The following is an 18,332-nucleotide window of genomic DNA, read 5'->3' on the forward strand; positions in this document are numbered from 1 at the left end:
AGTAGCCAAGTCAGGCGGCGCGCAGCCGGCGTAGGCCCTGCACGGCTTCGTAGTGCCCGATCAGCTCGTCACAGATGGCCGGCCAGGTGCGGCTCAGCACGCTGCGCCGAGCGGCCACCGAGTAGCGCGACCGCTCGGCGATCAGGTGCTCCACAGAAGCGGGTAGCGCGGACTCGAATTCGTTCACGGGCAGCAACAGTCCAGTGCGGTAGGGCGCCACCAGATCCCGAGGCCCACCGGCATCGGGAGCGATCACCGGCAGTCCCGAGGCCATCGCCTCCTGAACGGCCTGACAGAACGTCTCGTGCTCGCCGGGGTGGACGAACACGTCCATGCTGGCGTAGGCCGCCGCCAGTTCCGAGCCGTGCAGTTCACCGGTGAAAACCGCCGATGGCAGCACAGATTCGAGCTTGGCCCGGTCCACCCCGTCACCCACCACCACCAGCTGCAGGTCGTCGCGCACGGCCAGCGCCGCCAAGCGCTCCACGTGCTTCTCCGGCGCCAACCGTCCGACGAACCCGACGACCGGCTTGCCCTCGGCCGACCACGACGCCCGCAGCTGCTCATCGCGAGCCGACGGGGCGAACCCGGTGATGTCCACACCGCGTCCCCACTTGAACACTCGGGGAATCCTATGGGCCTCAAGGTTTTCCATCGCCGAGGTGGACGGTGCCAGGGTACGGTCGGCCTTGCTGTGCAGACGCCGGGTCCAGGCCCATGATGCCCGCGACAGCACACCAACGCCGTAGCTCTCGGCGAAACCGGCGACATCGGTCTGGAACACGGCCACCGACGGCACGCCGAGGTAGCGGGCGGCGTGTACGCCGCCCCAGCCGAGCAGCGCGGGTGAGGCCAGGTGCACAACGTCGGGGTCGAAGCCGCGCAGCACATTGACCATCCGCGGCCGCGGCACGCCCAGCGGCAGCGAGGTCACCTTGGGAAACATTCGCGAAGGCACCCGGTGCACCCGCACACCGTCATGGACCCGTTCGGCAGGCGGCTGACCCCGCGGGGTGTCCGGGGCGATGACGAGTACCTCGTGGCCGGTGCGGCGGAGATGCTCGATCACCCGAAGCACCGAGTTGGTGACGCCGTTGACATTCGGGAGGAAGGACTCTGCAACGATCGCAACGCGCACACCAAGATAGTCCCAGCGGCACCTGTCCCCGAGGTAGCGTCCGGGGATACGACACGCTAAAACCTGATGCCCGGGTCTAGGGTTGGCGAATGCGATTACCGCGCGTTGCTGCAGCGATGCTGGCCGTGGTGGCCCTGTCCGTCGCCGGTGCCACCTCCGGTTGCACCCGATTGGTCGACGGCACCGCGCAGGCCAACAGCAACAAGCCCGGCAGCGAGATCACCGAGGACGGCTGGGGTATCCAGATCGGCTTCCCGGATGCGCCTGCCCAGATCGAGTTTTTCACCGAACCGCAGTGCCCGGCCTGCGCCCACCTGCAACATGAGTCCGGCGATGCCATCGCCGCGGCTATCGGCCAGGGCCAGCTGGCCGTGACCTACCGGCCGCTGACCTTCCTGGACCGGATGGGCACCGAGTACTCGGCCCACGTGGCCAACGCGCTGTTCCTGGCCGCCGGCCCGGGCACCACGGGCATGGCGTTCCAGGCATTCGTTCAGGACCTCTGGGGCCACCAGGAGCCCGAGGGCTCGCCCGGCCCGACCGACGACGAGATCGCCGCGATGGCATCCGGGAGCGGGGTCGGCAGCGAGCAGACCGACAAGATCGCGGCCGGCGCGCAGGCCATCGACTCCGAACAACTCAACGAGGCCAACGCCGAACTGCTCAGCGAAACCCAATACGAGGTGTCCACCCCGGCGATCTACGACCTCGTCGGCGAAGAGGTCGTCGATATCGGCGACCCGGACTGGCTGGCCAAACTGCTTGCTACGCCGAGGAGTTGACGGTTCCGGTTGAGCTGGGCCGGCGCTGCAGAAAAGCCAGCAGCGCCAACGCCGCAGCCGCCACCAGCCAGCCCACCACCGCGATCGATCCGGCCGGGATGATCGCCAGTGACGCGTCGCGGTCCCGCACCCGCACCAGATCGGGATTGTTCTTGTCGTACTCGACGTAGATCCGCATCCCGGTATCGAGCTCCGAGGGGTACAGCACCCCCAGCTCGGGGCGGTAGGTCACTCGGTCCGGCGTGACGAACTCGATGGTCGAGCGCCGCGGTCCGGCGCTGAGCACCTCGGCCGCGGCCACCCCCATGTTCCGCTCGATCTGCTGGTCGTTACGCCAGGCGCCCATCACCAACAGCACAGACTGCAACGTGACCAGGCAGGCGGCGATCACCACGCCGATCCGCACCCGCCGGATGATCCGCTGCGAGCGGGTCTCCCCCGGCTCGCCGTACAGGTGCGGGATCAATGGCTGCACCATTGCCCGCAACCGCGCCGCGATCTGTGCGGGCCTCACAAGGCTGCCTTGATCGACGCGTGCAGGGCACGCAGCGACGACCGGTCGGCCTTCACCTCCAGCACCCGCATGCCGTCGAAGGGTTCGGCCAGGGCCGCGCCGAGCGCGCCGGCCTCCACCTGCCCGCACTCGACGTGATAGGCCCGGCACAACGCCGCGATGTCCACATCGTGCGGCGTGCCGAAGATCCGGGAAGACACGTCGGAGAACCGCGGATCACCCTGTTCCAGCAGCTCGAAGATGCCGCCGCCGTTGTCGTTGGACACCACGATCGTCAGGTTCCGCGGCGTCGGCTCGGTGGGCCCGATCAACAACCCCGAGCTGTCGTGGACGAAGGTCAGATCCCCGATCAGCGCGAGGGTCCGGCCGTCGTGCGCCAGCGCCGCGCCGATCGCCGTCGACACCGTGCCGTCGATACCGGCCACACCGCGGTTGGACCGCACCTTGACGCCCTCGGTGGTCAGCCCGACCAGGGCGGCATCGCGCACCGGGTTGGACGCCCCGAGCACCAGCTGATCCCCCGGGCGCAACGCATCGGCGACCACCGCGGCCACGTGCAGGCCGGTGGTCAGCGGGTGGGCCTCGAGTTGTTGACGCACCGCAGCCACCGCGTGCCGGTTCACCTCGGCGCAGCGGTTCAGCCAGGCCGGGTCCGGGGTTCCGGTCGCCACCGCCCGGGTACCGGTGGCCATCGAGTTGCCGGAGACATCGGGCCAGCGTGGACCCGTCGTCAGCGCGTAGACCGGCACCGCCGGATCGGCCAGCAGCGCCGACACCGGCCGGTGCAACGTGGGCCGGCCCAGCATGATGACCTGCTTGGGATGCACCAGGCGAAGTGCCAGCGGGTGCAGCGGGTTGGCGGGCAGCGGCGCGGTGGGCTCGGCCACCGTCGGCAGACCGGCCAGGTTGGGGTGCACGCCGGCGCCGTGCCCGGCGATCACCACCGTGTCCGGGGTGAGGTCGATCTCCAGCGGCTGATCGAAGCTCACCGCCGGGGTGTACGTCCACGGCTTGCCGTCCGGACGGCCTTCCGACGAGCGCTCGCGCGAGGAGCCGACAAACCCCGGGAATGACTCGTCCGCGTGCACGCTGTCGGGAACCAGCGGTTCGCGCAGCGGGATGTCGAACTGCACCGGGCCCGCGTTGGCGGTGCGTGATCCGGTGGCCGCCGCGAGCACTCGGCAGGTCGCCGAACGCCATTGGGCGTTGAGTGAGTCCAGCTGTTCTGGGCGGTCTTCAGCCAGGCCGAGGCTGATGTTGGCCCGCACCTGGGTACCGAAGTAGCCCAACTGCTCGAAGGTCTGATTGGCGCCGGTGCCCAACATTTCATAGGGCCGGTTGGCGCTCAGCACGATCAGCGGAACCCGGGCGTAGTTGGCCTCCACGACCGCGGGGCCGAGATTGGCCACCGCGGTACCCGAGGTCATCGCGATGCAGACCGGCGCCCGTTCTGCCACCGCAAGACCGATCGCCAGGTAGCCGGCCGTGCGTTCATCGATGCGAACGTGCAGACGGATCCGGCCGGCCCGGTCGGCGTCGGACAGCGCGAACGCCAGCGGGGCATTACGCGAGCCCGGGCACAGCACGACATCGCGGACGCCGCCGCGGATGAGTTCGTCGACGACTACGCGCGCCTGTGCCGTCGAGGGGTTCACCACTTCACCTTATTCGTCAGTACTGGCCGGTCTGGCCGGTCTGCCCGGCCAGGAACTCGAGCAGCACGGCGTTCACGGCGTCGGGCTTCTCGATGAAGCCGAGGTGACCGGTGTCGGGGATCTCCAGGTAACGGGCGGTGGGAATCGCATCGGCCACCTCACGGCCCAGATGCGGCGGCAGCACCACATCGTCGGCGAACCCGATGACCAGCACCGGAGTGGTGATCGCCTGGTACGCCGGCAGCCGGTTGCCCACCGGACCGGCGTCGGACTGGGCGGCGAGACCGGGAGTCTGCTTGGTCGGCCACATGGTGAACATCTCACTCCAGTCGCGCACCAACGCGTCGTCGTTGAGCGTCTTGGGCGAGAAACTCTCCATCATCCGGAGCTTGGCGTCGAACGTCGGCGGCAGCTGCACGCCTGAGGCCGCCAGGTCACGCTCGGCGGTGCGGAAGAACTCGCGGGCCCGGTCGTGACGGCCACGGGTGGCCATCAACACGGCCGACCGCACCAGATCCGGACGCGCCAACATCAGCTCCTGTGCGATGAACGACCCCATCGACACACCCACGATGTGCGCCGGGGCCGCCCCGAGCTTTTCGATCAGCTCGGCGGTGTCGGCCACCATCTGCTCGGTGCCGAACCCCTGGGCGTTCTCCGTCGCGCCGACCCCGCGGTTGTCGAAGGTGATGACGCGGTAGCCGGCCCGCTGCAGCGCCGGGACCTGGTGCAGGTGCCAGGTGCGGCCCGCACCACCGCGGCCGGCGATGAACAGCACCGGGTCGCCCTTGCCTCGCTCGTCATATGCCAGATTCACCCGGCCGACGCTACTCGATCACGACCAGTGCACCAGATCACGCAGTGCGACGGCCCCGGACCTTCCTGATCGCCTGATCCCACGCCAGCAACACCCCCGCCTTGAGCGGTTCGGGCTTGATCATGTCCTTGCTCAGCAGCGCGGTGGCACCGGCCTTGGTGGCCGCGCTCGCCTTCGACATATGCCCGGAATCGAACGGCGGCTGCGGGTCGTACTCGATCATCAGCTGAATGGCCTTCGCCTTCGCCTCGCCGCCGATCTGGCCCGCCAGCCAGACGGCCAGGTCGATCCCGGCCGAGACGCCCGCCGCGGTGATCACCTTCCCGTCCGGGTCGGCCCGCACGATGCGCTGATCCCCGACCGGTGTCACACCCATCATCTTCAATGCGCTCAGCACCGACCAGTGCGACGTCGCACGTTTCCCGTCAAGCAGGCCCGCCGCGGCCAGCACCACCGAACCCGAGCACACCGACGCCATCCAGGTCGTTCCCGGATAGACCTGACGCAGCCAGCCGAGCACCTTGTCGTCGCGGGCGGCCATGGTGGTGCCGGGACCGCCGGGCACCAGCACCACATCGGGTGACGGGGTTTCGTCGAAACTGTGGGTGGCCCCCACGGTCAGCACGCCGGAGTCGGCGGTGACGGGACCCGGCTCGTGCCAGACGAACCGCACGTCCGCGTCGGGCAGGTTGCGCAACACTTCGTAGGGCCCGATGAAGTCGAGTGCGGTGAAGCTGGGGTACAGCACGATGGCGATCTGCATGGTGTTTCCTTTCACGCGAAGGTCTTGCGGTATTGGTCGGGCGAAATGCCCAGGCGCCGAACGAAGTTGCGCCGCATGGTTTCGGCGGTACCGAATCCGCAGCGGGCGGCGATGACGGTGACGGTGTCGTCGGACTCCTCCAGCTGACGCCGCGCGGCATCGGTGCGGATACGTTCCACGTAGGCGCCGGGCGCCTCACCGACCTCGTCGGTGAACACCCGGGTGAAATGCCGGGGGCTCATCGCCGCCCGTCGGGCCAGCTCGGAAATACTGTGCACCCCACCGGGTTCGACCTCGATGGATTCCTGAACCACGCGGATCGGGGCACGCTTGGCCCGCGGCATCCACACCGGCGCGGCGAACTGGGTCTGACCGCCGGGGCGGCGCAGGTAGAGCACCAGATACCGGGCGACCGTCTGGGCGATGTCGGTGCCGTAGTCGTCTTCGACGAGCGACAACGCCAGGTCGATGCCTGCGGTCACTCCCGCCGCTGTCCACACCTGCTCGGAACTTCTGACGAAGATCGGCTCGGGATCGACTGCCACCGAAGGGAATTCATCTGCCATCCGGCGCGCGGAGGACCAGTGCGTGGTGGCGGGGCAACCGTCGAGCAGTCCGGCCTCGGCGGCCAGGAACGCACCGGTGCACACGCTGACGACGCGGCGGGCGTTGCGCGCGGCCGTGCTGATCCAGTCGATGACCGCCGGGTTGGCCCGGGCGGCATCGGCGCCGATCCCACCCGGGATGACAATGGTGTCGATCGGACCGTGCGGGTCAGGCAGCGGCGCGGCGACGAACTCCAGCCCGGTGAGGGTGCTGACGGGCTGCCCGTCCGCCGAGGTCACCGTGACGGCATAGCCGTCGCCAGGTCTGCCCAGGCCGGCCAGTGCCAGCGTGGCGGTGGAGAACACGTCGAAGGGCCCGACGAGGTCCAGCGCCTGCACCCCGGCGTAGCCCAGGATCACCACCGATCGCGTCACGCCTTCAGTGTTCGCGACGTCGGCGATGGCGTCTACGTCACGCACCCCACAAATCAGGACATGGGCCGGCACCCGGGCTCTAGAGTTTCTTGATCCCGCGCACCACCCGGTAGAACGACGGCACCGTCGCCACACCGTGCCGCAGACTGCGCTGCATCAGGCCCCCGTTGGTCAGCACGAGGTGGCGCACGCCGCAATCCCGCCACTCGGCCACCCGGTCCAGCACCTCGTCGGGCGTCCCGATCAGCCCCATGTCCCGCATCAGGTGCGGCGTGATGCCCTTGATGTGGGAGAGCGCGGTCTGCTCGTCCCAGTCCTGGGGCAGGATGTCCTGTCCGCCGGAGAAACCCACTCCCAGTGGATGCTCTGCGCCGCGCCGCGCGAAGTACTCATCGGACGCACTGAGGCAACCTGCCCGCATCACCTCGGATTCCAGGGCATCGTCGACCTCGGCGCGGCTGCGCGCCGTCACGACCATCACCAACAGCGCCGGGGTGATGGCCATCGGGTCTCGACCCGCGTCGGATGCGGCCCCGCGCACCACCTCCAACCGCTGGGCATAATCCTGGGGCGAGTGTGGGAACGCCGGGAAGAACCCGTCGCCGTAGCGTCCGGCGATACGCAACATCCTGGGGCCGTGCGCGGCAACCCAGATCGGCGGCCACTTGCCCCGGTAGGGCGGCAGGTCGAAGATCGCGTTGCGCAGCGGGAAGAACGGTGAATCGCGGTTGACCAGTTCACCATTCGAGTCCCACAAGGCACGGATCGTGGCCATCGCCTCCTCGAACCGGGCCACCGGTTTCGACCAATCCACACCATAGGGCTCATTACCCTCGCGCTCGCCGGGGCCGATACCGAAGATGAAGCGCCCCTTGGTCAGCAGCTGCATGGTTGCCGCCGCCTGAGCGCTGACGGCCGGGTTCCGGCGCCCGGCATCGGTGACACAGATGCCGAGCGGCAACCGCGCGAAGCGGTTGCGCGCCGCGAGCTTCCCCAGCATCGTCCACGGTTCCATGCAGGCATCGACAGAGGGGACCAACTTGGCTGCAGCGCAGTACTTCTCCTGCCACAAAGCCCGGGGGAATATCGCGTTGAGATGGTCGGGCACCCAGAAGGAATCGACCCGGGCACCGACGGCCGACAGATAATTGGCGCTGGTGAAGGTGTCTGCCGCTGGCTTGCTCGCGGTGATCAAGTCCAACAGGCCGACCTGCAGACCACCCATGGGGATCAGAGCTTCTTCAGCTTGCGGATGACCTGGCTGTACAGCAGTTGCGACGTCAGGCCCCTGCGGAGCGTGCCCTGCAGCGGACCGACATTCGCCAGCACCAGGTACCGAACACCGTGGTGGCGCCACTCCGCCGCCTGCTCGACGATCTCATCCACTGTCCCGCACAGGTACATCTCCCGCAGCAGCGACGTCGGAACCGCCTTGACATAGGACAGCGCCGTCTCCTCATCCCAGTCCTGGGGCAGGATGTCCTGCGCGCCCGAGAAACCGACGCCCAGCGGGTGCTGAGCCCCGTGTCGGGCGTAGAAATCATCGGGTGCGTTCAGGGCACCGGCCTTGAGGACCGCCGATTCCAGTGCCTCGTCGAGGTCGTCGGGCGTGCGCGCCGGCACGACCATCATCCACAGGGCAGGGGTGATGGCCATCGGATCGCGCCCGGCGTCGGAGGCAGTCGACCGCACGACCTCGAGACGCTGGGCATATTCCTGCGGCGCATGGGGGAACGCGGGAAAGAACCCGTCGGCGTAGCGGCCCGCGGCCCGCAGCATCCTCGGACCGTGCGCGGCAATCCAGATCTCGGGCCAGCGTCCGCGGTACGCGGGCAGGTCGAAGATCGCGTTGCGCAGCGGAAAGAACGGCGAATCACGGTTGACCAGTTCACCATTCGAATCCCACAGGGTCCGGATGGTGGCCATCGCCTCTTCGAACCGGGCCACCGGTTTTGCCCAATCCACCCCGTAGGGTTCGTTGCCCTCGCGCTCTCCGGCGCCGATGCCGAGGATGAACCGGCCCTTCGTGAGCAGGTTCATCGTCGCAGCGGCCTGCGCGGTGACGGCCGGGTTGCGCCGGCCGGTGTCGGTCACCCCCACTCCCAACCTGAGCCGCGCAACCCGGTTGCGGGCGGCGAGATTACCCAGCATCGTCCACGGCTCCAGGTAGGCATCGGCCGAGGGCAGCATCTTGGCGCCACCGCAGAACTTCGGCTGCCACAACGATCGGGGGAACAGCGCGTTGAGGTGGTCGGGCACCCAGAACGAGTCGACGCCTCCGGCGACCGCACTCAGGTAGTTTGCCCGGGTGAACAGGTCCACGGTGGGCCGGGAGGCGATCGTCGGGTCCATGATGCCGACGCGAAATCGAGTCATCCAGCGAGTGTCGGACGACCGAGCCGGTTTGCTTAGAGTAGTGCCCTACTCCAATGTCAGTGGGTAGCACTCGCGTACCCGATTGATCCACCATTGCCGACGCTCCGGCGTCGCTGCCAACGCGGACAGTCGGTCGGGATCCGGCACCACCGTCTCCACCGGCAGGTACCCATCGACCGGCGCCGGAACCTCGGCGACGTCCTCCACGAAGAATCCGCCCGTGCCCAGACCGCACGCGTGCTCCAACTCGGGCAGGACGGCGGCGGCCAGCAATCCGCGCGCGATGCCGACCGCTGAATCCAGCGCACTGGACACCACAACCGGGATATCGATCTGCGTGGCGATGTCGAGCATGCGTGCCACCCCGCCCAGCGGCGCCACCTTGAGCACCGCGACATCGGCGGCACGGGCCCGCACCACCCGCAACGGATCAGAGGCCTTGCGGATCGACTCGTCGGCCGCGATCGGCACCGACACCTGCCGCCGCAGCGCGGCCAACTCGTCGACCGTCGAACACGGCTGCTCCAGATACTCCAGTGGCCCATCCGCGGTGAGCGCAGCGGCAGCCTCGACTGCCTGCGGCAGCGTCCAGCCTCCGTTGGCATCCACCCGTACCACCGGAACCTGCGCGCGCACGGCGTTGACCCGCGCGACGTCGTCAGCCAGGGTCTGCCCCGGCTCGGCGACCTTGACCTTGGCCGTGCGTGCACCCGGGAACCGCGCCAGCACCTCGGGCACCTGGGCGGCCGGGACCGCGGGCACGGTGGCGTTGATCGGGATGCGATCGCGGTGGACCACAGGCGCCGGCCGGTACGCCGCCTCGATGCCGGCGGCCAACCAGGCCGCCGCCTCCGGCGCCCCGTATTCGACGAACGCGCCGAACTCCCCCCAACCGGCCGGGCCGTCGATCAGCGCCACCTCACGAACGGTGATGCCGCGGAAGCGAACCCGCATCGGCAGGGCCACGACATGCAGACGGTCCAATAGGTCATCCAACGTCGGCGCCGCGTCCATCACGCCGTCAATGATGCCCAATGCGGTCAGGCGGCGCCCAGGGTCCGTTGGATGTCGGGTTTCATCTGGTTCAGCTGCGCACCCCAGTAGCTCCAGGTGTGGGTGCCGGTGGGCGGGAAGTTGAACACCGCGTTGTTTCCGCCCGCTGCGACGTACTGGTCGCGGAAGTTGAAATTGCTCTGCAGCGCGGTGCCTTCCAGAAAGGTGGACGGCAGGTCGCCGCCGCCCAGCTCGCCCGGGGTTCCCGAACCGCAGTACACCCAGATGCGGGTGTGGTTCGCCACCAGGCGCCCCACCTGCAGTGTCGGATCGTTGCGCGCCCACGCCGGATCACCCGGCGGACCCCACATGGCCGCCGAGGAGAAACCACCGGAGTCGTTCATCGCCAAGCCGATCAGACCGGGCCACGGGCCGGCCGAGGGATTCAGGAACGCCGACAAAGACCCCGCGTAGCGGAACTGTCCCGGGTAATAGGCGGCCAGGATCAGCGCCGAGCTACCCGACATCGACAGTCCGACCACCGCGTTGCCCGATGCGGACACATTCCGGTTGGCGGCCAGCCACTGCGGCAACTCGCTGGTCAGAAACGTCTCCCACTTGTAGGTCTGCACACCGCCGTTGCCCGCCGCCGGCTGATACCAGTCGGTGTAGAAGCTCGACATGCCACCGACGGGCATGACCACCGACAACCCCGATTGGTAGAACCACTCGAACGCCGGGGTCTCGATGTCCCAGCCGTTGGCGTCGTCGCGGGCACGCAGGCCGTCCAGCAGATAGACCGCGTGCGAACCGCCGCCTTGGAACTGCACCTTGATATCGCGCCCCATGGCGCCCGACGGAACCGAGAGTGTCTCGACCGGCAAACCGGCTCGTGACCAGGCATTCGCTGTCGGCGGTGAACCGAGAAGACCGGCCGTCACGGCCAACATCAGTGCGGACAAGACCACCAGCCCGCGGGAAAATCCCTGCCGAATATACGTATCCACCATGTCCGCACCCCAGTTCTCGCGCACACGTATGGATTCGAAGCTACTCCGGCTGGAACAGGAAATACAGAGCCAATTTTCACACGGTGGCGCGGTCGCGACCCTCCCAGTAGGGCTTTCGCAGATCCTTCTTGAGGATCTTGCCGGTGGGATTACGCGGCAACTCGTCGACGATGTCGACCGACTTGGGGCATTTGTAGGCGGCCAGATGTTCGCGGGCGAACGCGATCAGGTCTGGCTCGGAAACCTCGCCTTCCAGTGTCACAACGGCTTTCACCGACTCACCCCATTTTTCGTCGGGCACCCCGATCACCGCGACGTCGACGACAGCGGGGTGTTCGGCCAGCACGCGCTCGACCTCGATCGAGTAGATGTTCTCCCCGCCGGAGATGATCATGTCCTTGAGCCGGTCTTCGACGAAGATGTAGCCGCCGTCGTCGACGCGGCCGATGTCGCCGGTGCGGAACCAGCCCTCAGGCGTGACGGCCTCTGCCGTCGACTCCGGGCGGTTCAGATAACCCTTCATCAATTGCGGTGAGCGGAACCATAATTCGCCCTGCTCGCCAGCGGGCACCTCGGCACCGGTGTCGGGATCGACCACCCTGACCTCGGCGCCGGGAACCACGGTGCCCGCACTCATGAGCCGCTCTTCACTGGCCTCACGGTGATCATCGGGCCCCAGCCGGCTGATCGCCCCGGAGACCTCGGTCAGCCCGTACACCTGGATGAACTCTGTCTCCGGCCAGGCCTGCAGCGCAGAACGCAACAGCGGCAACGGCATCGGCGATGCGCCGTAGGCGAAGGTCTTCAACGCACCGAAGAGTTTCACCGCGTCCTCGCCGGTGTCGAACACCTTGGCCAGCACGGCAGGAACGAGGAACGTCCGGTTCGCCCCGGCGAGAATCCCGCCAGCCAAGGCCATCCCGTCGACATCACGCGTCATGTACGTCGGCGCCCCGTGATACAGCCCCCACTGCATGTAGGACGACCCTCCGACGTGGAACAGCGGCATGGCCACCAGACTCTTGTCGCCGGCGCTGAGCGTCCAGCCCTCGAATGCGTTGATCGTGTGGGCGATGACGTTGGAGTGGGTGAGCGCAATACCTTTGGGCCTGCCGGTGGTGCCCGACGAGTACATGATGATGCACGTGTCGTCGGGCTGAACATCGGCCGAGCGACCCACCGGCGACGCACCGGCGAGCAGCGCCTCGTACTCGTCGCCGTCACCGCCCTCGGGCGTCACGGTCACGATGTGCTCGACGGACGTGAGCCGATCGGCGATGGCGTCGATACCCGGCCGGAGCTCCTCACCGACCACGAGAACCTTGGCCCCGCAGTCGTTGAGCACGTAATCCAACTCGTCGGCGGCGAGCCGGAAGTTGATGATCGCGTTGGCCGCGCCGAGCGACGCGGCCGCGAGCGTCATCTCGACACACGCCACGTGGTTCTTGTCGAGGAATGCCACCACGGCCGACGCGCCACGCACTCAACGCACCGGCCAACCGCTGGACCCTGTCGTACCACTGCGACCAGGTCCAACTGCGGCTCAGATAGGTGACCGCTTCCTCGTCAGGCTTTGTGGCCGCCCAATGGGCGGCGCGTTCGTCGAGAAACTGCGGAGCCGGCAAATCTGACATGTCCAGAGCGTGCCATGGCACGCGAGCCGTCAACCGGCTTTCGGATAAACCTGCTGCCCAGCCAGGAATGTGGCCTGTACTTCCAGGTCGGCGATGCTCTCCGGGCTTGTCGTGCGCGGGTCGGCCGAGACGATCACCAGGTCGGCGTACTTACCGACCTCGAGTGAGCCGATCACGTCGTCGGCGAACAACTGCCACGCGGCGTCGATGGTCTGCGCCCGGATCCCCTGCTCGACGGTGAGCCGCTCCTCGGGGGCGAGCACCCGGCCGCTCGGCGCGGTCCGGGTGACGGCCACGCTGATGTTGCGCAGAGGTTCCTCCGGGGTGACCGGCGGATCGTTGTGCAGCGAGATCCTCATGCCGGTCGCCACTGCCGAGCCCGCGGGCATCCAGCGCCCGCCGTGCTCGGGCCCGAACAGCCCGTCGACGAGGATGTCGCCCCAGTAGTGCAGATGGTCGACGAACAGGCTGCAGGTGACCCCGAGGCCGTGCGCACGCTGCAACTGCTCGGGCGTGATCGCGCCGACGTGTTCCAGCCGCAGCCGGTGATCTTTTCGTGGCCAGCGCCCCAGTGCTTCCTCGTAGACGTCCAAAATGGTGTCCACGCCGGCGTCACCGTGCACGTGACAGGCCAGCTGCCAACCCTGCGGGAAAAACGTGCCCACGATCTCGGTGAGCTGTTCCTTCGTGTAGTTGGCGTGGCCGCACGAGCCGGGCACCACACCGATGGTCCGGGTGGCATCGGTGTCCAGGTACGGGAACGTCAGATCGATGTTGCCCACCCATGGCGACCCGTCGACCCAGATCTTGATGCCGACCTGGCGCACGATGTCGTCGCCCTCGGCCGGGCTGGCGTCGGTGTGCAGCGCAGCGGTCGACATTTCATAGGTGCGCAACCGCACCGTCAGCTGGTCGTGCAACTGCGCCAGCAACGGCCGGAACATCGGGTCGAACGCCATCTCCGAGCAGGTGGTCAAGCCGGCCCGGTTCAGCCGCGCGCATTCCGCGGCCAGCATCTCCGGATAGTCGCGAGCCGAGATGGCATCGCCGAGCAGCGGGAACACCGCCCCGGTTTCCTCGGCGGTGCCGTCGAGCTCCCCGTCTGCCGTGCGTCCGTACTTGGCGCCCTTGGGGTCAGGAGTGTCTCGGGTCAGCCCGGCACGGCGGGCGGCCGCGCTGTTGAAGAAGGCCTTGTGGCCCGAGTTGTGCACGATCACCAGCGGCGTGTCGGGCGCGATGCCGTCCAGCCAGGCCAGGTTCGGGTCGGGCAATCCGTCCTGCAGCAACGGATCCCAGCCGTTCAGGAACGCGCCGTCGGCTCCGCGCTGGGCGACCTCGGCATCTATCGCGTCGAGCACCTCGCCGGCACTCGGCAAGGTGACCGGGCGGATGTCGACGATACGGCCGGAAAGTGCGACCGCCTCCATCAGCGGATGACCATGTGCCTCAACGAAACCCGGCATGACGCAGCCGTCGACCTCACGGACATCGGTGCCCTCCCCGACCCAGCCGGCCACCTCGGCCCGGGCGCCGACCGCGACGATGCGCCCGCCGGAGACTGCGAGCGCCTCGGCAGTGGGTTGCGTGTCGTCGACCGTGAGAATGGTTCCGTAGAGGACGAGATCAGCGGACTCGCTCGGGCTGGTCATGCCCGGATGTTAGAGCGTCGCCCGTCTTCGAGGAGCCAATGCTGAAGATAGCGGTCATCAGGTGGCCGCAATCTTCAGCGCAAACAGCCGTGGCCTGCGGATTGAGAAATTTTCAGAAAGTTTTCGGCCTGTGTCGATTTTCGCGGGGTGCCGTTCGACGTAGTAACGAGGGCACGATAGGCCGAGCCCCTTCCCGACGCACGAAGGAGACACACAATGTCGCGCTACATGCTGATCATGCGGTCCACCCCCGAGGCCGAGGCCGCGATGGCCGAGGAGAACATCGACTTCGACGAGATCATCGCCCAGATGGGCCGCTACAACGAAGAGCTGATCAAGGCCGGTGTGATGCTGGCCGGCGAGGGCTTGACCGATCCCGACGAGGGCTTCGTCGTCGATTTCAACGCCGATCCCCCGGTGGTCACCGACGGGCCGTACACCGAGGCCAAGGAACTGTTCAACGGGTTCTGGATCCTGGAGGTGTCTTCCAAGGAGGAGGCCAAGCAGTGGGCCCGGAAGTGCCCGCTGGGATGCGGCGTGAAGCTGGAGGTCCGCCGGGTCAGCGAGACCGAAGAGTTTCCACAGGACAACGAGTGGGTCCAGAAGGAAATCCAGTGGAAGGCCGACCTCGCGGAAAAGGCGGCGAAGGCCGCCCGCGCGGCCGCCAACCGCTGATCCGAGCACAAGCCCCGGCGGTCCCTAACCCGCCGGGGCCCGGCTCCGCCCCCCACATCTCAGAGATTAAGCAGCGCGGACTTCGTGGACACGAGTACCGCACTACCTGTATTTCGGTCTGTATTTCGGTCCGCGATGACCTTGTGTTACATCCCACATCGGGGGATCGGCTCCGCAGTTTCTGGAACACGTTCTAGTCTGTAGTTCATGAGTGATGCGCTGCTGCACCATCCCATCCATTCCGGCCACCTCACCGTCAGTGCGCTGAAGCGCAACAAGGACAAGCCTGTGCTGTTCCTCGGCGACACCACCCTGACCGGTGGCGAGCTCGCGGAACGCATCAGCCAGTACATTCAGGCCTTCGAGGCGCTCGGCGCCGGCACCGGCGAGGGCGTCGGCCTGCTGTCCCTGAACCGGCCCGAAGTCCTGATGATCATCGGCGCCGGCCAGACCCAGGGGTACCGCCGGACGGCACTACACCCTCTCGGTTCGCTGGACGACCACGCCTACGTGCTGTCCGACGCCGAGGTGACGACGCTCATCATCGACCCCACCCCCGCGTTCGTGGAGCGGGCCCTGGGGTTGCTGGAGAAGGTGCCCTCGCTTCGCCAGGTGCTGACGATCGGCCCGGTGCCCGAAGCCCTGGCCGCGTCCAGCGCGTCGGTCTCCGATCTGACGGCCGAGGCCGCCAAGTACTCCCCGGTGCCGCTGGCTGCCGCCGAACTCGCTCCCGACCACGTCGGCGGCCTCACCTACACCGGTGGCACCACCGGTAAGCCCAAGGGCGTGATGGGCACGGTGCGTTCGATCTCCACCATGACGACCATTCAGCTCGCCGAGTGGGAGTGGCCCGAGAACCCGCGCTTTTTGATGTGCACCCCGCTGTCACACGCCGGCGCGGCGTTCTTCACGCCGACCATCGTCAAGGGCGGCGAACTGGTGGTGCTGACCAAGTTCGACCCGGCCGAGGTGCTGCGCGTCATCGAGGAACAACGCATCACCGCGACCATGCTGGTGCCGTCGATGATCTACGCCCTGATGGACCACCCCGACTCGCACACCCGCGACCTGTCCTCGCTGGAGACCGTGTACTACGGCGCCTCGGCGATGAACCCGGTGCGGCTGGCCGAGGCGCTCAAGCGCTTCGGGCCGATCTTCGCTCAGTACTACGGCCAGTCCGAGGCACCGATGGTGATCTCCTACCTCGGCAAGAAGGACCACGACGAGAAGCGTCTGACGTCGTGTGGCCGGCCCACCCTGTTCGCGCGGACCGCGCTGTTGGATGCCGAGGGCAATCCGGTGCAGCAGGGCGAGGTCGGTGAGATCTGCGTGTCCGGGCCGCTGCTGGCCGGCGGTTACTGGAAGCTCGAGGACGCCACCTCGGAGACTTTCCGCGACGGCTGGCTGCACACCGGCGACATGGCCCGCGAAGACGAGGACGGCTACTGGTTCATCGTCGACCGGGTCAAGGACATGATCGTCACCGGCGGGTTCAACGTGTTCCCGCGTGAAGTGGAAGACGTTGTCGCCGAACATCCTTCGGTGGCCCAGGTGTGCGTGATCGGCACCCCCGACGAGAAGTGGGGCGAAGCCGTCACCGCGGTGATCGTGCTACGTCCCGACGCTGACTCCAGCGACGAGGCAGTGGCCACGGTGACCGCCGAGATCCAGGCCGCGGTCAAGGACCGCAAGGGCTCGGTGCAATCGCCCAAGCAGGTGATCGTCGTCGACTCCGTGCCGGTGACCGCACTCGGCAAGCCCGACAAGAAGGCCGTGCGCGCCCAGTTCTGGGAAGGTGCTGCCCGCGCGATCGGCTGATTTTCTCGGGCCTGCTTGCCCGCTTGCCCGCTTTGTCACTTGCCCGCTTTGTCACTTGCCCGCTTTGTCACGCTGGAGTGGCGCTCGGCCCCCAGTGCCACTCCAGCGTGACAGTGGGGTGACACGTCGCCATCGACCATCCAGCTTTGTCACGTTGGAGTGACTGTCGGCCACCAGTGCCACTCCAGCGTGACAGTGGGCGCCCGGGGCAATGGACGCCCGACAATGGGCGACGCGTCTGCTCGGCAGAATGGGTGAGGTGCCCGACGTGCCCGCCACCTCCGCCGACATGCGCGCAACGCTCGACGCGGTCTGGCGGATGGAGGCGGCCAAGATCCTGGCCACGCTGACCCGCACTGTCGGCGATGTCGGCCTGGCCGAGGACCTCGCCTCCGACGCACTGCTCGACGCCCTCATGCAATGGCCGCAGACCGGTGTGCCGCGCAACCCCGGTGCCTGGCTGACCACCGTCGCCAAACGCAAGGCCATCGACCACTGGCGGCGCGCGGAACGCCTCGACGCGAAGTACGAGGTGCTGGCCCACGACCTGGCCGAGCACGTCGACGAGGCCTGGGACCCCGACCGGATCGACGACGACGTCCTGCGCCTCATCTTCATCGCCACCCACCCGGTGCTGTCGCGTGAGGCCCAGGTCGCGCTGACACTGCGTATGGTCGGCGGGCTGAGCACCGAAGAGATCGCCCGGGCCTTCCTCATCTCGACCGCCACCGCGGCCGCGCGCATCACCCGCGCCAAAAAGACCCTGTCACAAGCCAACCCGCCCTTCGAGGTGCCGCCGCGCGACGAATACCCGCACCGGCTGTCGGCGGTGCTCTCGGTCATCTACCTGATCTACAACGAGGGCTACTCGGCATCCGCCGGACAGCGCTGGATCCGCGACGAATTGTGCACCGAGGCCCTGCGATTGGGCCGTGTGCTGGCCGCCCTGGTGCCCGACGAACCCGAGGTTCACGGCCTGCTCGCCCTGATGGAGTTCCAGTCCTCACGCTTTGCGGCGCGCACCGATGCCGAGGGCCGGCCCATCCTGCTGGAGGACCAGAATCGGGCCGGCTGGGACCGGGCCCAGATTCGGCGCGGCATCACAGCCCTTGAGCGCTCCGGCGCCGCACGGCAGCAACGTGGTTGGGGCCCATATGCGTTGCAGGCCGCGCTCGCCGAATGCCACGCGGTGGCCCCGACGGCGGCCGACACCGACTGGGCCCGCATCGTCGCCCTGTACGACGCGCTGCTGCAGATCAACCCGTCCCCGGTGGTGCAGCTCAACCGGGCAGTGGCCGTAGCCATGCACTCCGGCCCGCAGGAGGCATGGGAGATCGTCGACGGGATCGAGGGGCTGGACAGCTCGTACCTACTGCCCAGCGTGCGCGGCGAACTGCTGTCCCGGCTGGGCCGGCACACCGAGGCCGCCGAGCAGTTCGACCGGGCCGCCGCCCTGACCGACAACGAACGCGAGCGAGACGTACTGGCGAACAAGGCAATCCGCGAACGCGGCTGATCCCGGGCGAGG

At 67.8% G+C, this 18,332-nt stretch carries 15 protein-coding genes and 1 pseudogene; 4 read left to right on the plus strand and 12 right to left on the minus strand.

Annotated elements, in window-relative coordinates:
- Positions 1-10: 10 nt before the first annotated feature.
- Positions 11-1,138: a glycosyltransferase family 4 protein gene (locus AB0876_RS19995; protein ID WP_064886785.1), complete on the minus strand. Its 1,128-nt coding sequence runs from the start codon at positions 1,136-1,138 to the stop codon at positions 11-13.
- 89 nt (positions 1,139-1,227) lie between these two features.
- On the opposite strand from AB0876_RS19995, the gene AB0876_RS20000 reads away from it, so the two are divergent.
- Positions 1,228-1,920 (plus strand): DsbA family protein, encoded by a 693-nt coding sequence (locus AB0876_RS20000; protein ID WP_526042746.1) that lies wholly within the window; start codon positions 1,228-1,230, stop codon positions 1,918-1,920.
- Here the strand turns inward: AB0876_RS20000 and AB0876_RS20005 are convergent.
- From AB0876_RS20005 to AB0876_RS20055, 11 genes and pseudogenes are all read right to left on the minus strand, one after another.
- The gene (locus tag AB0876_RS20005) at positions 1,904-2,398 is read right to left on the minus strand and encodes a DUF3592 domain-containing protein (RefSeq protein ID WP_064886832.1); all 495 of its coding nucleotides are present in this window, start codon (positions 2,396-2,398) and stop codon (positions 1,904-1,906) included. The two genes, AB0876_RS20000 and AB0876_RS20005, sit on opposite strands and share 17 nt — an antisense overlap.
- Positions 2,399-2,430: 32 nt before the next feature.
- Positions 2,431-4,089 carry a 2-succinyl-5-enolpyruvyl-6-hydroxy-3-cyclohexene-1-carboxylic-acid synthase gene (menD, locus tag AB0876_RS20010; RefSeq protein WP_526042747.1) on the minus strand — a complete coding sequence of 553 codons (1,659 nt, stop codon included), beginning with the start codon at positions 4,087-4,089 and terminating at the stop codon, positions 2,431-2,433.
- A 16-nt stretch (positions 4,090-4,105) separates the two neighbouring features.
- Positions 4,106-4,906 carry an alpha/beta fold hydrolase gene (locus AB0876_RS20015; protein ID WP_055110380.1) on the minus strand — a complete coding sequence of 267 codons (801 nt, stop codon included), beginning with the start codon at positions 4,904-4,906 and terminating at the stop codon, positions 4,106-4,108.
- A gap of 37 nt (positions 4,907-4,943) precedes the next feature.
- Positions 4,944-5,669, minus strand: a complete 726-nt coding sequence (locus AB0876_RS20020; protein ID WP_064886831.1) for a DJ-1/PfpI family protein — start codon at positions 5,667-5,669, stop codon at positions 4,944-4,946.
- An 11-nt stretch (positions 5,670-5,680) separates the two neighbouring features.
- Positions 5,681-6,649 (minus strand): GlxA family transcriptional regulator, encoded by a 969-nt coding sequence (locus AB0876_RS20025; RefSeq protein ID WP_526042748.1) that lies wholly within the window; start codon positions 6,647-6,649, stop codon positions 5,681-5,683.
- A 79-nt stretch (positions 6,650-6,728) separates the two neighbouring features.
- A complete protein-coding gene (locus AB0876_RS20030; protein ID WP_064886783.1) occupies positions 6,729-7,874 on the minus strand; it encodes an LLM class flavin-dependent oxidoreductase in 1,146 nt (381 codons plus the stop codon).
- Between the two features lie 5 nt (positions 7,875-7,879).
- On the minus strand, positions 7,880-9,025 hold the full coding sequence (locus AB0876_RS20035) for an LLM class flavin-dependent oxidoreductase (RefSeq protein WP_064886782.1): 1,146 nt from the start codon (positions 9,023-9,025) through the stop codon (positions 7,880-7,882).
- 45 nt (positions 9,026-9,070) lie between these two features.
- Positions 9,071-10,039 carry an o-succinylbenzoate synthase gene (locus AB0876_RS20040; protein ID WP_526042776.1) on the minus strand — a complete coding sequence of 323 codons (969 nt, stop codon included), beginning with the start codon at positions 10,037-10,039 and terminating at the stop codon, positions 9,071-9,073.
- A gap of 26 nt (positions 10,040-10,065) precedes the next feature.
- The gene (locus tag AB0876_RS20045; RefSeq protein ID WP_064957185.1) at positions 10,066-11,028 is read right to left on the minus strand and encodes an esterase family protein; all 963 of its coding nucleotides are present in this window, start codon (positions 11,026-11,028) and stop codon (positions 10,066-10,068) included.
- Between the two features lie 76 nt (positions 11,029-11,104).
- Positions 11,105-12,662, minus strand: a pseudogene (locus tag AB0876_RS20050) (long-chain-fatty-acid--CoA ligase).
- A gap of 29 nt (positions 12,663-12,691) precedes the next feature.
- Positions 12,692-14,311: an amidohydrolase gene (locus AB0876_RS20055; RefSeq protein WP_526042749.1), complete on the minus strand. Its 1,620-nt coding sequence runs from the start codon at positions 14,309-14,311 to the stop codon at positions 12,692-12,694.
- Positions 14,312-14,527: 216 nt separating this feature from the next.
- Here AB0876_RS20055 and AB0876_RS20060 point away from each other — a divergent pair, with 216 nt between their 5' ends.
- The 3 genes from AB0876_RS20060 (at position 14,528) to AB0876_RS20070 (ending at position 18,320) form a co-directional block, all read left to right on the plus strand.
- Positions 14,528-14,986 carry a YciI family protein gene (locus AB0876_RS20060; protein ID WP_055110391.1) on the plus strand — a complete coding sequence of 153 codons (459 nt, stop codon included), beginning with the start codon at positions 14,528-14,530 and terminating at the stop codon, positions 14,984-14,986.
- A 207-nt stretch (positions 14,987-15,193) separates the two neighbouring features.
- Positions 15,194-16,804, plus strand: a complete 1,611-nt coding sequence (gene fadD8, locus AB0876_RS20065; RefSeq protein WP_526042750.1) for a fatty-acid--CoA ligase FadD8 — start codon at positions 15,194-15,196, stop codon at positions 16,802-16,804.
- 289 nt (positions 16,805-17,093) lie between these two features.
- Entirely contained in the window at positions 17,094-18,320 is a 1,227-nt protein-coding gene (locus AB0876_RS20070) for an RNA polymerase sigma factor (protein ID WP_526042777.1), read from the plus strand.
- Positions 18,321-18,332: the final 12 nt, after the last annotated feature.

Origin of the sequence: Mycobacterium sp. NPDC049093, assembly GCF_040704635.1 — a bacterium.
In the GTDB taxonomy this organism is placed as follows: Bacteria; Actinomycetota; Actinomycetes; order Mycobacteriales; family Mycobacteriaceae; genus Mycobacterium.

Coding starts and splice junctions, on each gene's coding strand:
- AB0876_RS20020 (WP_064886831.1), bottom strand. CDS start 5,669: ATGCAGATCGCCATCGTGCTGTACCCCAGCTTCACCGCACTCGACTTC.
- AB0876_RS20030 (WP_064886783.1), bottom strand. CDS start 7,874: ATGGGTGGTCTGCAGGTCGGCCTGTTGGACTTGATCACCGCGAGCAAG.
- AB0876_RS20045 (WP_064957185.1), bottom strand. CDS start 11,028: ATGGTGGATACGTATATTCGGCAGGGATTTTCCCGCGGGCTGGTGGTC.
- AB0876_RS20005 (WP_064886832.1), bottom strand. CDS start 2,398: ATGGTGCAGCCATTGATCCCGCACCTGTACGGCGAGCCGGGGGAGACC.
- AB0876_RS20000 (WP_526042746.1), top strand. CDS start 1,228: ATGCGATTACCGCGCGTTGCTGCAGCGATGCTGGCCGTGGTGGCCCTG.
- AB0876_RS20040 (WP_526042776.1), bottom strand. CDS start 10,039: ATGGACGCGGCGCCGACGTTGGATGACCTATTGGACCGTCTGCATGTC.
- AB0876_RS20055 (WP_526042749.1), bottom strand. CDS start 14,311: ATGACCAGCCCGAGCGAGTCCGCTGATCTCGTCCTCTACGGAACCATT.
- AB0876_RS20035 (WP_064886782.1), bottom strand. CDS start 9,025: ATGACTCGATTTCGCGTCGGCATCATGGACCCGACGATCGCCTCCCGG.
- fadD8 (WP_526042750.1), top strand. CDS start 15,194: ATGAGTGATGCGCTGCTGCACCATCCCATCCATTCCGGCCACCTCACC.
- AB0876_RS20060 (WP_055110391.1), top strand. CDS start 14,528: ATGTCGCGCTACATGCTGATCATGCGGTCCACCCCCGAGGCCGAGGCC.
- AB0876_RS20070 (WP_526042777.1), top strand. CDS start 17,094: ATGCGCGCAACGCTCGACGCGGTCTGGCGGATGGAGGCGGCCAAGATC.